The organism is Streptomyces sp. NPDC014882 (genome assembly GCF_043081325.1).
Taxonomy (GTDB): domain Bacteria; phylum Actinomycetota; class Actinomycetes; order Streptomycetales; family Streptomycetaceae; genus Streptomyces.
Window position 1 is genome coordinate 62,534 of the sequence record NZ_JBIBWL010000009.1, and the last position, 14,317, is coordinate 76,850.

General features: G+C 73.8%; 14 protein-coding genes. 7 read left to right on the top strand and 7 right to left on the bottom strand.

Features of this window, described 5'->3' with window-relative positions; genetic code table 11:
• Nucleotides 1–73: 73 nt before the first annotated feature.
• The 4 genes from ACF09K_RS21150 to zapE all read right to left on the bottom strand — a co-directional run bounded on the left by ACF09K_RS21150 (nt 74) and on the right by zapE (nt 5,028).
• On the bottom strand, nt 74–988 hold the full coding sequence (locus ACF09K_RS21150) for a slipin family protein (RefSeq protein WP_392245639.1): 915 nt from the start codon (nt 986–988) through the stop codon (nt 74–76).
• 128 nt (nt 989–1,116) lie between these two features.
• Nucleotides 1,117–2,574, bottom strand: coding sequence for a SulP family inorganic anion transporter (locus ACF09K_RS21155; RefSeq protein ID WP_392245641.1), 1,458 nt, complete (start codon nt 2,572–2,574; stop codon nt 1,117–1,119).
• Between the two features lie 8 nt (nt 2,575–2,582).
• A complete protein-coding gene (locus tag ACF09K_RS21160; RefSeq protein WP_392245643.1) occupies nt 2,583–3,164 on the bottom strand; it encodes a carbonic anhydrase in 582 nt (193 codons plus the stop codon).
• 712 nt (nt 3,165–3,876) lie between these two features.
• Nucleotides 3,877–5,028 carry a cell division protein ZapE gene (zapE, locus tag ACF09K_RS21165; protein ID WP_392245645.1) on the bottom strand — a complete coding sequence of 384 codons (1,152 nt, stop codon included), beginning with the start codon at nt 5,026–5,028 and terminating at the stop codon, nt 3,877–3,879.
• Here zapE and ACF09K_RS21170 point away from each other — a divergent pair.
• From ACF09K_RS21170 to msrB, 4 genes are all read left to right on the top strand, one after another.
• Entirely contained in the window at nt 5,027–5,857 is an 831-nt protein-coding gene (locus tag ACF09K_RS21170) for a pyrimidine reductase family protein (RefSeq protein WP_392245647.1), read from the top strand. The two genes, zapE and ACF09K_RS21170, sit on opposite strands and share 2 nt — an antisense overlap.
• A 224-nt stretch (nt 5,858–6,081) precedes the next feature.
• Nucleotides 6,082–6,555: an indole-3-glycerol phosphate synthase gene (locus ACF09K_RS21175; RefSeq protein WP_392245649.1), complete on the top strand. Its 474-nt coding sequence runs from the start codon at nt 6,082–6,084 to the stop codon at nt 6,553–6,555.
• 353 nt (nt 6,556–6,908) lie between these two features.
• Nucleotides 6,909–8,297, top strand: a complete 1,389-nt coding sequence (gene murC, locus ACF09K_RS21180; protein ID WP_392245650.1) for a UDP-N-acetylmuramate--L-alanine ligase — start codon at nt 6,909–6,911, stop codon at nt 8,295–8,297.
• 23 nt (nt 8,298–8,320) lie between these two features.
• Nucleotides 8,321–8,728, top strand: coding sequence for a peptide-methionine (R)-S-oxide reductase MsrB (msrB, locus tag ACF09K_RS21185; RefSeq protein ID WP_392245652.1), 408 nt, complete (start codon nt 8,321–8,323; stop codon nt 8,726–8,728).
• A 64-nt stretch (nt 8,729–8,792) separates the two neighbouring features.
• Here the strand turns inward: msrB and ACF09K_RS21190 are convergent, their stop codons facing one another.
• A complete protein-coding gene (locus ACF09K_RS21190; protein WP_392245654.1) occupies nt 8,793–9,818 on the bottom strand; it encodes a YbhN family protein in 1,026 nt (341 codons plus the stop codon).
• Nucleotides 9,819–10,428: 610 nt separating this feature from the next.
• On the opposite strand from ACF09K_RS21190, the gene ACF09K_RS21195 reads away from it, so the two are divergent.
• From ACF09K_RS21195 to ACF09K_RS21205, 3 genes are read left to right on the top strand one after another with little or no spacing between them, the layout of a single operon-like run.
• Nucleotides 10,429–11,559 carry an ABC transporter ATP-binding protein gene (locus ACF09K_RS21195; RefSeq protein ID WP_392245655.1) on the top strand — a complete coding sequence of 377 codons (1,131 nt, stop codon included), beginning with the start codon at nt 10,429–10,431 and terminating at the stop codon, nt 11,557–11,559.
• On the top strand, nt 11,556–12,275 hold the full coding sequence (locus ACF09K_RS21200; RefSeq protein ID WP_392245657.1) for an ABC transporter permease: 720 nt from the start codon (nt 11,556–11,558) through the stop codon (nt 12,273–12,275). Before ACF09K_RS21195 ends, ACF09K_RS21200 begins: the two co-directional genes overlap by 4 nt.
• Nucleotides 12,272–12,940 (top strand): ABC transporter permease, encoded by a 669-nt coding sequence (locus tag ACF09K_RS21205; RefSeq protein ID WP_392245659.1) that lies wholly within the window; start codon nt 12,272–12,274, stop codon nt 12,938–12,940. The genes ACF09K_RS21200 and ACF09K_RS21205 overlap by 4 nt, the downstream gene beginning before the upstream one ends.
• 336 nt (nt 12,941–13,276) lie before the next feature.
• Here ACF09K_RS21205 and ACF09K_RS21210 read toward each other — a convergent pair whose 3' ends face one another.
• On the bottom strand, nt 13,277–13,876 hold the full coding sequence (locus tag ACF09K_RS21210) for an ATP/GTP-binding protein (RefSeq protein WP_392245661.1): 600 nt from the start codon (nt 13,874–13,876) through the stop codon (nt 13,277–13,279).
• On the bottom strand, nt 13,863–14,303 hold the full coding sequence (locus ACF09K_RS21215; RefSeq protein ID WP_392245663.1) for a DUF742 domain-containing protein: 441 nt from the start codon (nt 14,301–14,303) through the stop codon (nt 13,863–13,865). Before ACF09K_RS21215 ends, ACF09K_RS21210 begins: the two co-directional genes overlap by 14 nt.
• Nucleotides 14,304–14,317: the final 14 nt, after the last annotated feature.

The following is a 14,317-nucleotide window of genomic DNA, read 5'->3' on the forward strand; positions in this document are numbered from 1 at the left end:
GGCGGACAGGGACGGTGACCCCGCCGTGTCTATCACCCGGCGCCCGCCCCGGGAACCACGCGCGTGGCCCGTGTCACCGCTCCACCGGCGGGGGCGACGGCGACGGTGCCGGCGACGGAGGGGCCTCGGGTCGTGACGCCGGCGGGAGCGGCGGCTGGGGCGGGGACTGCGGCGGTGGCTGTGGTGATGGCTGGGCTGACGGCTGCGGCTGCGGCTGTTGCGGGGGCTGTTGCTGGGCCCGCTCCAGGAAGCGCAGCAGTTCCACCGGGAACGGCAGCACCAGCGTGGAGTTCTTCTCGGCGGCCACCGCCACCACCGTCTGCAGGAGGCGGAGCTGGAGCGCCGAAGGGGTGCCCTCCATCTGCTGCGCCGCCTCGGCGAGCTTCCGCGACGCCTGGAGCTCCGCGTCCGCGTTGATGACCCGGGCCCGCCGCTCACGGTCGGCCTCCGCCTGACGGGCCATCGAGCGCTTCATCGTGTCGGGCAGCGACACGTCCTTGATCTCGACCCGGTCGATCTGCACGCCCCAGCCCACCGCCGGGCTGTCGATCATCAGCTCCAGGCCCTGGTTGAGCTTCTCCCGGTTGGAGAGCAGGTCGTCCAGTTCGCTCTTGCCGATGATCGACCGCAGCGAGGTCTGCGCCATCTGCGAGACGGCGAAGCGGTAGTCCTCGACGTTGACGATCGCCGCCGCCGGGTCCACGACCCGGAAGTAGACGACCGCGTCGACCCGCACGGTCACGTTGTCCCGCGTGATGCCCTCCTGCGCGGGCACGGGCATCGTCACGATCTGGAGATTGACCTTGCGCAGCCGGTCGACGAAGGGCACCACCATGGTGAAGCCCGGTGGGCGCACCTCGCCCGCGACCCGGCCGAGCCGGAAGACGACCCCGCGTTCGTACTGCTTCACCACCCGGGCGCCCGCCACCACGTACGCGAACCCCGCGGCGCCGACCGCCGCGGCCGCCGTCAGCAGTTCCTCGACCATCACGACCTCCTCCGACAGAGGTCCGGCATGCCTGTCCTGCAAAGATAGGCCCGCCGCCGGGTCCGGGGCCACGTACCGGGTCCCGGAACCGACGGCGGGCGGGCCGCGGTCCCTCGGTGAGCCGCGCCCTACGCGGCCATGGTGACCCGCACCGGTTCGGTGCCGGCGTCGCTGTGCCGGACCGCCCAGTTCTCCAGCGCCGTACGGCAGGCGTGGTCGAGGTGGTGCAGACCGGAGAGGTCCAGCTCGACCGGACGGTCCTGCGGCAGGGCCTCCAGACTGTCCAGGATCTTCGGCAGCCGCAGGAAGGTGGCGTTGCCCGACAGGTGGGCCCGGACGGGGCCCGCGCCCTTGTCGACGACCTCCATCCTGATGTGCGAGGCCTCCCAGGCCGTCTTGACGACCGCCAGCGCGAGACCGATCAGGACGCCCTCGAACATGCTGACCGCGACGATCGACACGGCCGTGACGACCAGGATCAGCGCCTCGCCCCGGTGGTCGCGCCACAGCGACACGAGCGACCGCACGGGGACGAGCTTGGCCCCCGCGTGCACCAGGATGCCCGCGAGCGCCGGGAGAGGTATGTAGGCCAGCACGTCCGGCAGGAGCGCCGCGAACAGCAGCAGCCAGACGCCGTGCAGGACCCGGGACGCCTTGGTGCGCGCGCCCGCCTGCACGTTGGCCGCGCTGCGCACGATCACCGCGGTCATCGGCAGGGCGCCGAGCGCGCCGCAGACGGTGTTGCCCGCGCCCTGCGCGAGGAGTTCCCTGTCGTACTCGGTGCGCGGACCGTCGTGCAGCCGGTCCACCGCCGCCGCGCTGAACAGCGACTCGGCGGACGCGATCAGCGTGAACGCCACGATGGTGCCGAGCAGGCCGACGCCGGCGGCCCCGCCGACGGCGTCCAGGGACGGCGGCTGGATCGAGCCGAGCAGCCCCCGCACCTCGACGGTGGCCACCGGCAGGTCCAGCACCAGCGCGGCGAGGGTGGCGAGGGCGACGGCGGCGAGCTGGCCGGGCACCGTGCGCACCTTCGCCGGCAGCCGCCTCCACACCACGAGGAGGGCGACGGTGCCGGCGCCCAGGGAGAGCGAGGCGAGCGCGGCGGTGCTGCCGAAGGCGTCCACGAGCGCCCCCGGCAGCCCGGCGATCTTCTCCGGGCCGGACGCGGGGGCCTCGGTGCCGACCAGCGAGTACAGCTGGCCGGCGATCAGCACCAGGCCGATCCCGGCCAGCATGCCCTCGACGACGGAGACCGAGATGGCCCGGAACCAGCGCCCCAGCCGCAGGGCGCCCATCGCGATCTGGAGCAGGCCGGTGGCGAGCACGATCACACCGAGGACGGGCAGCCCGAACTCCTGGACCGCCTCGAAGACCAGCACGGTCAGACCGGCCGCCGGTCCGGACACCTGGAGACTGCTGCCGCGCATCAGGCCGGTGACGATGCCGCCGACTATGCCGGTGACGAGCCCCAGCTCGGCCGGGGCGCCGGAGGCGACGGCCACGCCGACGCACAGCGGCAGCGCGACCAGGAAGACGACGAGGGAGGCGGCGAAGTCCCGCCTGAGGTGGGGGAACCTGGTCATCGGGGTCCTCACAGGGCCTCGAAGGAGTCGGTGGCGGCGCGGTGTTCGCGCACGGCACCGGTGTGGACCTCGTAGTACCAGCCGCGCACCCGCAGCCGGCCGTCCGCGAGCCGTTTCTCCACGCACGGGTAGGAGCGCAGCCGCAGCAGCTGGGCGAGGACGTGGTGCTGCACGGCCTGCGCGACGGCCGGGTCGCCGGGGTCGGCGGCCGCGGGTTCGCCGGCGGCGTGCGCGAGCCAGGCGCGCACGGCCGGGACGGCGTCGAGGTCGTCGCCGCGCACGAGCGCGCCGACGGCACCGCAGTGCGAGTGGCCGCAGACGACGACGTCCTGGACGCCGAGCACCTCCACCGCGTACTCGATGGTGGCGGCCTCGCCGGTCGGGGGGTTCGAGACGTAGGGGGGAACGATGTTGCCGGCGGTGCGCAGCTCGAACAGCTGGCCGGGGCGGGCGCCCGTGATCAGGGCGGGGACGACCCGCGAGTCGGAGCAGGTGATGAACAGGACCTCGGGGGACTGGCCCGCTGCGAGCCGGGCGAACTCCTCAGGGCGCTGTCCGAACATGCGGGCGTTGTCGATGAGGGGCTGCATGATGTGGTGATTCCTCCTGGCGCGCGGTGGGGTGCGCGTCGGACGTGCAGGACAGGTGGGGGAACTGCTGTTCCGCACCGCTTCGGCGGTGGAAGACCGTTTTCGGCGGCGGAGGGCCGCTCTCAGCAGCGGAAGACCTGGAGGGCGGCCGGAGAGTGGGGCGTCGGGGGTCTCGACCGGTGCCGGTGGTGCCCGGCCGGACCGGTGCCGTGGTGCCCGGCCGCCGGGTCCTCGGCCGACCGGGGGCGCTCGGAGTGTTGTGGCGTCCGATCGGCGGTGGCGGTGGCGCGGTGCCGATCGCGCGGGCGCAGCGGGTCGGAGGGTTTCCCGGACCGGCCGCAGGAGCGGGAGGCGGAGATCTCCTCGCGCGCGGACGTGGCGGAGAGGGCGACTCCGGGTTGAGCCTTGGCCTCGACATGACGGGCCGTGTGCGCAGGTGCGAAGGAAGGGGCGAGTGCGAAGAAAGGGAGTGCCAGCAGGACGGCGACGAGGAGCGAAACCGCGCTCCGGGCCGTCGCGCCTCGGAACATGAGCCCCCTCCCGGCCGCCTCACGTCTCTGCTCCGGACCAACGACTGGTCAATCATTGGTCAAGAAACACGTTAACCCTGCAAAGTTGTTTGCAGGGTCAACTCCGCGTCCCGGGACGAACTGCGCCTCAAAAACGAGGGTGGAGTGGCGTGAACCGGCCCCCGGACGGGGCGGGCGGATCCTCAGGCGGGCTCGACGAGCCGCTTGGCGTCGCGGGCCAGCGCGGTGAGCCGGGAGATCGCCCGGAAGTACTTCTTGCGGTAACCGCCGTTCAGCATCTCGTCACTGAACAGGCGGTCGAACGGGAGTCCGGAGGCCAGTACCGGGACCTCGCGGTCGTACAGTCGGTCGGCGAGGACGACCAGGCGCAGCGCCGTCGACTGGTCGGGGACCGGCCGGACGTCGGTGAGGCAGACCGCTTTCAGGCCATCGGTCAGCGCGCCGTAGCGGCTGGGGTGGACCCGGGCGAGGTGGTCGAGCAGGCGCGGGAAGTCGTCGAGCGAGGACCCCGCGGTGGCGTACGCCGCCTTCGTGACCTGTTCCTCGGAGTACGGCGCCGGCGCCTCGGGCAGGCCGCGGTGGCGGTAGTCCTCGCCGTCGATGCGCAGGGCGCGGAAGTGCGCGGACAGACCCTGGATCTCCCGGAGGAAGTCGGCCGCCGCGAACCGGCCCTCGCCGAGCTTGCCCGGCAGGGTGTTGGAGGTGGCCGCGAGGGCGACGCCCGCCTCGACCAGCTTGCCCAGCAGCGTCGAGACCAGGACGGTGTCGCCGGGGTCGTCCAGTTCGAACTCGTCGATGCACAGCAGCCGGTGGCCGGAGAGGGTCCGCACCGTCTGCTGGAAGCCGAGGGCGCCCACCAGGTTCGTCAGTTCGACGAAGGTGCCGAACGCCTTGAGCGCGGGCTCGGCCGGGGTGGCGTGCCACAGCGAGGCCAGCAGGTGCGTCTTGCCGACGCCGTACCCGCCGTCCAGGTAGACGCCGCGCGGGCCGGCGGGGACCTTCGGGGCCTTCGCCCGGCCCAGGCCGAAGAACCCCCGCCTGCCGGAACCGGTGGCGTGCGCCCCGCCGAGACCCGCGGCGAAGTCCTCCAGGACCTCCACCGCCCGTGTCTGGCTGGGCTGGTTCGGGTCGGGGAGGTAGGTGCTGAAGCGCACCGAGTCGAACCGGGGCGGCGGCACCATCTCCGCGACCAGCCGGTCCGCGGGGACACGCGGCTCACGGGCGCAGAGGGACACGGGGGCCGCGTCGGCTGTCGGGTCGAGGCCGGCGGCGGGAGCGGGATGGGAGGACGACACGGTTCCCCATGGTAAGCGCCGTGTCAGACTGCCTGGCATGCGACGGCTGTTCCCTGTGACCGACCAGACAGTGGCCGACCCCCCGGGCGAGGGGGGTGCGGCACGGCGGGCCCGTGAGGCCCGTGAGGCCCGCGAGGCCCGTGAGTGGGGCCTCGACGAGATCGCCGACGCCTACGCCTACCCGGAACCCGGCCCCGGCGGGCCCGTGCCCTGGCTGCGCGCCAACATGGTCTCCACGCTCGACGGGGCCGCCCAGCACGACGGGCGCTCCCAGCCCATCTCCCACCCGGCCGACATGCGCGTCTTCGGCACTCTGCGGGCGCTCGCCGACGTGGTGGTCGTCGGTGCCGAGACGGTGCGCCGGGAGCAGTACCGCCCGGCACGCGCGCGTGCGGAGTTCGCGGCACGGCGGGAGGCGGCCGGCCAGGGCGCCGCCCCGGCGATCGCGATCGTCAGCGCCGGCCTGGACCTGGACTTCTCACTGCCCCTCTTCACCTCCCCGCTGGTCCCGACCCTGATCCTGACCGGCGCGGCGGCGGCCCCCGACCGGGTCGCGGCGGCCGAGCGGGCCGGCGCCCGGGTGGTGACCGCCGGGGACGGCGCGGGCGTCGACCCCGCGCGGGCCGTCCGGGCCCTCGCCGCCCTCGGGCACACCCGGCTGCTCACCGAGGGCGGCCCCCGGCTGCTCGGGCAGCTGGTGGCCGCCGGGGTGCTCGACGAGCTGTGTCTGACCCTCTCCCCGATGCTCGCTGCGGGCGGCGCGCAGCGCATCGCGGGCGGACCGGAGGTCGAGGTTCCGCGACGGTTCGCCCTGGTGTCGCTCCTGGAGGAGGACGGGTTCCTCTTCGGTCGGTACGCACGCGCCTGACGTGCCAGGTGGAAGGGGGTGTGGCGGGGCGCCACGGGGGAAGGTGGGGGCAGCACCCCCGGAAGCCGAATTCGGTGGAATCTTCCGTTCCGGTCGGCTCCGGGTGGGCAGGCATAGGACACGCAGACCCCGTGCGAGCACGGGGGAGGATGGTTTCCGCAGGGGCTTGACGGCCCGCGGAGGACTGAGGGCCACGGGGGTCCTCGAAGGAGAATGAGGCGCTGGTGTTCACAAGCGTTTTGATGATCGAGAAGGCCCTGACGTCCGCGGACGTGGAGTTCGTCACCACTTTGCACGGTGACGAACAGGTCTCGTTCCACGTCCTGCTCCAGCCGCGCGGCGACCAGGCGGACCGCTTGCTGCGGGCCATCGACGACGTCGCGCTCGGCGAGCTGGACGAGGCGGCCAAGGAGGGCGAGACGCCCGAGGGCGACGAGGCCAAGGGGTTCGGGGTCCGGGCCCTGGACGTGTCCCTGCAGGCCCTGCACGCCGCCGGCAAGGAGGCGGTGGGGCGGCTGGTGGAGGACCACCCGCTGGACGCGCTGAAGACGCTCGTCGAGGAGACCGGGGCGGACGAGGTGATCGTCCTGACCGACCCGCACTACGTGGAGGAGTTCTTCCACCGCGACTGGGCGTCACGGGCCCGGCACAAGGTGGGGGTGCCGGTGCTGAAGCTGTTCTCCCACAGCAAGGTGTGACGTCCGTCGGTCTCGCGGGGGCGGTGCGCTTGACGTCCGTCGGTCTCGCGGGGCGGTGCGCCGTGGGGGTGCGGGGGGTGGGCGGCTCGCGGTCGTGCGGGGCCGGTCGCGCGGTTCCCCGCGCCCCTGAGGTGGGTGCGGTGGCCCTCGGCCGGATGGTGCGGTGTCCCGGGGGCGGCTTGCCGTGGTCGGGGCGGTCGCGCGGTTCGCCGTGCCCCTGAGGTGGGTGCGGTGGGCCTCGGCCGGGTGGTGCGGTGTCCCGGGGTGGTTCGCTGTGCCCCTCGGTCGGTCGTGGGGGGTTCGCGGAATAGGGTGGGGGCGTCACCGTCGTACCGCACCTGGGAGAGACACGCATGGCATCCGGCCTTCCTTCCGCCATGGACCGACCGCACTTCATCGGCATCGGCGGGGCCGGGATGTCCGGGATCGCCAAGATCCTGGCCCAGCGCGGGGCCGAGGTGGCCGGCAGCGACGCCAAGGAGTCGCCGACCGCCGAGGCCCTACGGGCACTCGGGGCGACCGTGCACATCGGGCACGCCGCGGAGCACCTCGCCGACGACGCCAGCTGCGTCGTCGTGTCGTCGGCGATCCGCGCGGACAACCCCGAGCTGGCCCGCGCCGCCGAGCTGGGCATCCCGGTGGTCCACCGCTCGGACGCCCTCGCCCGGCTGATGGACGGCCTGCGGCCGATCGCGGTCGCCGGCACGCACGGCAAGACCACCACCACCTCCATGCTCGCGGTCTCCCTGTCCGCGCTGGGCCTGAATCCCTCGTACGCCATCGGCGGCGACCTGGACGCGCCCGGCTCCAACGCGCTGCACGGCGACGGCGAGATCTTCGTCGCCGAGGCCGACGAATCGGACCGCAGCTTCCACAAGTACGCCCCCGAGGTCGCGATCGTCCTCAACGTCGAGCTGGACCACCACGCCAACTACGCCTCGATGGACGAGATCTACGAGTCCTTCGAGACGTTCGCCGGGAAGATCGTGCCCGGCGGCACGCTGGTGATCTCCGCCGACCACGAGGGCGCCCGGGAGCTGACCCGGCGGGTCGAGGGCGTGCGGGTGGTGACGTACGGGGAGGCCGAGGACGCCGACGTGCGCGTGCTGTCGGTGGTGGCCCAGGGGCTGAGGAGCGAGGTCACCGTCCTGCTCGACGGGCGGGAGCTGACCTTCGCGGTCTCCGTGCCCGGCCGCCACTACGCGCACAACGCCGTCGCCGCGCTGGTCGCCGGGGTCTCGCTCGGGATCCCGGCCACCGAGCTGGCGTCCGCCCTGGCCGCCTACACCGGCGTCAAGCGCCGCCTCCAGCTCAAGGGCGAGGAGGCCGGCGTGCAGGTCGTCGACTCCTACGCGCACCACCCGACGGAGATGACGGCCGACCTGGAGGCGATGCGCGCCGCCGTGGGCGACGCCCGCATCCTCGTCGTCTTCCAGCCGCACCTGTTCTCCCGCACCCAGGAGCTGGGCAAGGAGATGGGGCAGGCGCTGGCCCTCGCGGACGCCTCCGTCGTCCTCGACATCTACCCCGCCCGCGAGGACCCGCTCCCGGGCGTGACCAGCGAGCTGATCATCGACGCCGGCCGGGCGGCGGGCGCCGCCGTGACCCCGGTGCACGACAAGGACGAGGCGCCGTCCGTGATCGCGGGAATGGCCGGGCCCGGTGATCTCGTTCTCACCATGGGCGCGGGCGACGTGACGGACCTGGGCCCGCTCATCCTGGACCGTCTCGCACAGAAGTAACGGAAGCAGAGGGGTTGGCCTTCATGTCGTACGACGTCGAAAAGCCCGACGAGCAGTGGCGGGCGGAACTGACCCCGGCCGAGTACGCCGTGCTGCGCCGGGCCGGCACGGAGCCCGCCTTCACCGGTGAGTACACCGACACGAAGACGACCGGTGTCTACTCCTGCCGGGCCTGCGGCGCCGAACTGTTCACCTCCGACACCAAGTTCGAGTCCCACTGCGGCTGGCCGTCCTTCTTCGACCCGAAGGACACCGACGCGGTGGAGCTGATCGAGGACCGCTCGCACGGCATGGTGCGGACCGAGGTGCGCTGCGCGCGCTGCGGCTCGCACCTCGGCCACGTCTTCGAGGGGGAGGGCTACGCCACCCCCACCGACCAGCGGTACTGCATCAACAGCATCTCGCTGCGGCTGACCCCGGCCGAGGGCTGACGCCGGCCGGGGGCCGGCCCCCGCTCGCGTCCGCCGGCCCCGCGCCGGCCCTCGTCCGCCGCCCTCACAGCACCTTGCGCTGCACCAGTGCCGACAGCACCAGCATCCCCGGCAGCAGCGGGAGCCAGACCGTCAGGACGCGGTAGCCGATGACGGTGGCCGTGGCGAGGGCGAGGGGGGTGCCGTAGCCGGCCAGGGCGAGGACCAGGGCCGCGTCGACCGGTCCGATGCCGCCGGGGGCGGGGACGGCGCCCGCGGCGGTGCCGGCGGCCAGGAACGCGAGGACGAGCTGCGGCCAGGACAGCGGTACGCCGAGCGCGGTGCCCACCGAGGCCACCACGCACGCCTGGAGCAGCGGCGCCGCCACCGCCCCTCCCCACAGGGGGAGGAAGCGGCCGGGACGGGTGTGCAGGTGCCGGGCGTCGGTGAGGGCGGTGCGGACGAAGTCCACCGCCGGGCGGCGCAGGGGCCGCACCAGGGCCAGGACGACCGCGGCCGCGGCGGGCACGAGCAGGACGCCCCCGACGGCCAGGGCCAGGGTCCGCCCGTCCGGGAGGACCGTCACGGGCGGTACGGCCGTCGGGGCGGCCAGCAGGAAGACGAGCAGGAGCGGGGTCTTCGCCAGGGCCCTGACCAGGGAGTACAGGGCGATCGAGGTGGTCGCGCGGGGGAGCGGGACGCCCTGGCGCAGCAGGAAGCGGACGGTGACCGCGTGGGCGCCGAGGTTCGCCGGCAGCAGGTGGTTCGCGGCGTCCGCGGCGACCTGCGAGGCGAGCAGCAGCCCCCTGCGCAGCCGGTCGGGGACCGCGCCCTGCCGGACACAGGCGGCGGCGACCCAGCCCAGGCAGGTGAAGACGAGCCCGGCCAGCAGCCACCACGGGTCGGCGGCGGCGAGGCGGGCGGCACCGTCACGGACGGTGCCGCCGTCGACCGCCGCCCAGACCCCGAGCGCCAGGAGCGGGAGCAGGCTCGCGACGCGGCGGGCGGTGGCGGATCCGAGCGCGCGGCGGGCGGGGGAGACCGGCTGCGGGCGGCGGCCGTCGGTGCGGGGGAGCGGGGTGACGGGACCGTCGAGCGGCATCAGGGGCACGGCGCACGGCGTCCTTCCGCGTCACGCCCGCGCGTGGCGGGGCGACGGATCGGGGCGGGCGCGTCCGGCGGGCGGTGCGAACCCGGCGGGCGGGCCCTGGACGGGGGAGGGCACGGGGAGAACGTTCCCCTCCGGTGTGACGGTGCGGTGTCCGCAGGCCGACGGTGTGCGGGCGGAGGGGCGACCGTGGTGCTGGGGGATGTCTGCCCGCCGCACGGGCCGCTCACCCCCGGGAGCCGTCCGCCTCCCGGCTCGGCGCGGACCTCGTGGAGATCCCCGGCCTGTGCGAGCACTGCCGGGTCGCCACCGGCGGCGCCTTCGACGCCCGGCCGCCGGGGCGGGGGTTCGACCCGTGCGCGATCGTGAGGGGCTGGGCGGTGCGGCGGGCCGCGGAGCGGCGTGAGTGCGGGGGTGGGCGTGCCGGTGCGGGGCTCGTCGTCGGTCCGCCGGACCGGCACGCGCCCGCTGGTCCGGTGAAGGAGCGCGGGAAACCCGCCCCGCCCCTCAAAACCCCCGCGACACAAGCGGTCTAGACTCTCCCCGCAACGACTCGGAACGTGCGTGGTCGAGAGCGGGCAGACACGGCCAGACCCGAAGGGTGTTCGGCGCTTTGATACGGATAGACTCAGTCACCAAGCGGTATCCGGACGGAACGGTGGCGGTCGACCGCCTCTCCCTCGAGATACCGGACGGTGCCATCACCGTCCTCGTCGGCCCGTCGGGATGCGGCAAGACGACGACCCTGCGCATGATCAACCGGATGGTCGAGCCGAGCGAGGGCAGCATCCTCATCGACGGCGTCGACAGCCGCCAGCAGCCGGTCAACACCCTGCGTCGTTCGATGGGTTACGTCATCCAGAACGCCGGACTCTTCCAACACCGCACGATCATCGACAACATCGCCACCGTGCCGCGGCTGCTCGGCTGGAGCAAGGACAAGTCCCGTGCCCGCGCCCGTGAGTTGATGGACCGCGTCGGCCTCGACGCCGCGCTCGCCAAGCGCTACCCCTACCAGCTCTCCGGCGGACAGCAGCAGCGCGTCGGCGTCGCGCGCGCCCTCGCCGCCGATCCGCCCGTCCTGCTGATGGACGAGCCGTTCTCCGCCGTCGACCCCGTCGTCCGCAAGGGACTCCAGGACGAACTCCTGCGCATCCAGGACGAGTTGGGCAAGACCATCGTCTTCGTCACCCACGACATCGACGAGGCCGTCAAGATCGGCACGATGGTCGCCGTCCTGCGTACCGGCGGCCGGCTCGCCCAGTTCGCACCGCCCGCCGAACTCCTGTCGAGCCCCGCCGACGCGTTCGTCGAGGACTTCCTCGGTGCCGACCGCGGCATCCGGCGCCTGTCGTTCTTCTCCTCCGCGGGGCTCGACCTGCTCACCGCGCCGATCGTCGCCGTCGACGCCTCCGCGCAGCAGATCGCCGCCCGCGCCGGAGCCGGAGCGCCCTACCTCCTCGTCACCGACGTCGACGGCAGGCCCCTCGGCTGGAGCGAACCGGACCGGCTCACCGAGGGCCGCGTCGACGCGAACCGACTGCTGTCCCACGGGCGGCCGTTCGCCGCCGGACGGGACTCGCTGCGGGCCGCCCTCGACTGCGCCGTGCTCTCGCCCACCGGCTGGGCCGTCGCCGTGGACGGCGAGGGCCGGGCGGCCGGGGTCGTCTCCCAGCAGGCCATCGCCGAGGCGATCCGCGGCGCCCACGAGGACAGCGCCGCCCGGACCGAGGTCCTGCGATGAACGGCTTCTTCGACATCCCCAGCGACCTCCAGCACAGCTGGTGGGGACTGATCGGACTGCACCTGCGCGAGGCCCTGCTGCCCGTCCTGGCCGGCCTGCTGCTCGCCCTCCCGCTCGGCCAGCTCTGCGTGCGCCTGCGCTGGCTGTACGCGCCGGTGCTGTGGGTGACCACCGTGCTGTACGCCATCCCGTCGCTGGCCTTCTTCGTCGTGCTCATCGACTACACCGGCCAGACCGAGCTGACCGTGATGATCCCGCTGACCGTGTACAGCCTGGTCGTGCTGGTCCCCGCCATCGTCGACGCGGTGCGCTCGGTGCCGCAGGAGACCCTCGCCGCGGCCACCGCCATGGGCTTCGGTCCGGTGCGCCGTTACCTCCAGGTCCAGTTGCCGATCGCCGTGCCCGCGATCATCGCCGGGCTGCGGGTGGCCACCGTGTCCAGCATCAGCCTCGTCAGCGTCGGCACCCTCATCGGCAACCAGGGCGCCCTCGGCAACCTCCTGCACGACGCCACCATCTACAACCGTCCCGAACTCGCCTGGAACGCCGTCCTCACCATGGCCGTCCTGGCGATGCTCGCCGACGCCGCGCTGGTTCTCGTGCGCGTCCTGCTCACCCCGTGGATGCCGGGCGGCACCGAGCGCCGCACGACGTCCGGATCCGCCGGGACCCGGCCCGTGCCGGCCGGACCCGCACTCGAGGACGCAGCCCGGTGAACGTACTCCACTTCGTCAGCGCCTTCTTCGGCGACAGCGCCCACTGGCAGGGCTACGACGGCATCCCCACCCGCCTGGGCGAGCACCTCGGATACACCCTGGAGGCGCTCGGCCTGGCCGCCCTGATCGGGCTGCCGGTCGGCCTGCTCACCGGCCACTACGGCCGCGGCGGCAACGCCCTCTCCCTGATCGCCACCGCCGGACGGGCCCTGCCCACCTTCGGCCTGCTCGTGCTGATGACGATGCTGATCGGCTTCGGCATGCTGCCCGTGATGATCCCGCTGGTCGTCCTCGCCGTCCCGCCGGTGCTGGTCACCACCTACGAGGCGATGCGCTCCGTCGACCCCTCCCCGGTGGACGCCGCGCGGGGCATGGGCATGGCCGAGACCCGGATCCTGCTCCAGGTGGAACTTCCCGTGGCCCTCCCGCTGATCCTGGGCGGCCTGCGCTCGGCGGCCATCCAGATCGTCTCCACCGCCACCATCGCCGCCTACGTCAGTCTCGGCGGTCTCGGCCGCTACATCATCGACGGCCTCTACCAGCGCGACTACGAGAAGGTCGTCGGCGGCGCCGCCCTCACCGCCGGCATGGCCCTGGCCACCCTGGCGGTGTTCTGGGCGGTCACCAAGATGACGGTGTCACCGGGGGTGCGCAGGAGCGCGTAGCGGCCCGGCCGCCTCCGCGGCCCGGCCGCCTCCGCGGCCCGGCCGCCTCCGCGGCCCGGCCGCCTCCGCGCGCCGTCCGGGCCGCCCCCGCCCCACGGCCGTCCCCGCCGTGGGGCCGTGGAAGCGTGGGGGGCGTGGGGCGGTCCGCAGGTGCTTCCGGTCGGCTCCGCGCGGTCGGGGCACGCCCGACGACGAACGAGCCCGGCTGTCCGGAGCGTTCCGAGCCGCGGAGCCGCCCGCGGCCGGTGCCGGCTTTCCGGCAGGCCCGGGGAGAGCCGCCCTGAGCCGAGGAGAGCAGCCCCGGGCCGGGGGAGCAGCCCCGGCCCGGGGCGGCCGTCACGTCTGTGAGCGGGCCAGCGCCTGTTCCAGCACCACCAGCAGCGCGTCCCGCACCGAGCCGCGCTCGCGGGCGTCGAACACCAGGACCGGGACGCCCTCGGACACGTCGAGGGCCCAGCGGACCTCGTCCAGCCCGTGCTCGACCCGGCCGTCGAAGGCGTTCACCGCCACGGCGAACGGGATCCGCTTGTGCTCGAAGTAGTCGACGGCGGCGTAGCAGTCGTCGAGGCGGCGGCTGTCGACGATGACGAGGCCGCCGACCGCGCCCTCCACGATGTCGTCCCACATGAACCCGAACCGTTCCTGTCCCGGAGTGCCGAACAGGTAGAGCTTCAGGGTCGGGTCGATGGTGATGCAGCCGAAGTCCATCGCGACCGTGGTGGTGGTCTTGCGCGGGGTGTGGCTGAGGTCGTCCACCCCCGCCGCCACCTCGGTGATGGCCGCCTCGGTGGTCAGCGGCTCGATCTCGGAGATCGAGCCGACGGCGGTGGTCTTGCCCACGCCGAAGCCGCCCGCGATCACCAGTTTCACCGGCAGCGGCGGCCGTACGGCCGCCTGACCGGCGAAACGGCCGACGAGCGGTTCAGTCGGAGTCACGGAGTACCCCCCGGGAGTCGGGGATGGCCCGCAGGCCATCGATAACCCTGCGCAGGACGGACGCGTCATGGGTGACGCCGGAGTCGGGCACGTGCACCGACAGCTGCCCGGCCGCGCGCAGATCCTCGGCGAGGACCCGCACCACGTTCAGGTGCAGCCGCAGCCGGGCCGCGATCTCCGCGATCGACTGCGGCTGCCGGCACGCGGCGACGATGTCGTGCTGTTCGAAGGAGAGCCGGTCGAGCGCGGCGAGCCCGGCGGCGGTGGCCACCAGCTGGGTCTCCACCGGCATCGGCCGGCCGGCCGCGGCCTCGCCCGAGCCCGCGACCCGGCCGGCGGTGACCAGGAAGGGCCGGACGGCGGACGCCGGGCCGACGGGTGCGACGCCGTCCTCGCCGGCGCCGCGCGGAGTGCGGCCGTCCGCCATCGGTGGTGGGTTTC

Coding starts and splice junctions, on each gene's coding strand:
- msrB (WP_392245652.1), top strand. CDS start 8,321: ATGTCGTACGACGTCGAAAAGCCCGACGAGCAGTGGCGGGCGGAACTG.
- ACF09K_RS21200 (WP_392245657.1), top strand. CDS start 11,556: ATGAACGGCTTCTTCGACATCCCCAGCGACCTCCAGCACAGCTGGTGG.
- ACF09K_RS21215 (WP_392245663.1), bottom strand. CDS start 14,303: ATGGCGGACGGCCGCACTCCGCGCGGCGCCGGCGAGGACGGCGTCGCA.
- zapE (WP_392245645.1), bottom strand. CDS start 5,028: ATGCCAGGCAGTCTGACACGGCGCTTACCATGGGGAACCGTGTCGTCC.
- murC (WP_392245650.1), top strand. CDS start 6,909: ATGGCATCCGGCCTTCCTTCCGCCATGGACCGACCGCACTTCATCGGC.
- ACF09K_RS21160 (WP_392245643.1), bottom strand. CDS start 3,164: ATGCAGCCCCTCATCGACAACGCCCGCATGTTCGGACAGCGCCCTGAG.
- ACF09K_RS21155 (WP_392245641.1), bottom strand. CDS start 2,574: ATGACCAGGTTCCCCCACCTCAGGCGGGACTTCGCCGCCTCCCTCGTC.
- ACF09K_RS21170 (WP_392245647.1), top strand. CDS start 5,027: ATGCGACGGCTGTTCCCTGTGACCGACCAGACAGTGGCCGACCCCCCG.
- ACF09K_RS21150 (WP_392245639.1), bottom strand. CDS start 988: ATGGTCGAGGAACTGCTGACGGCGGCCGCGGCGGTCGGCGCCGCGGGG.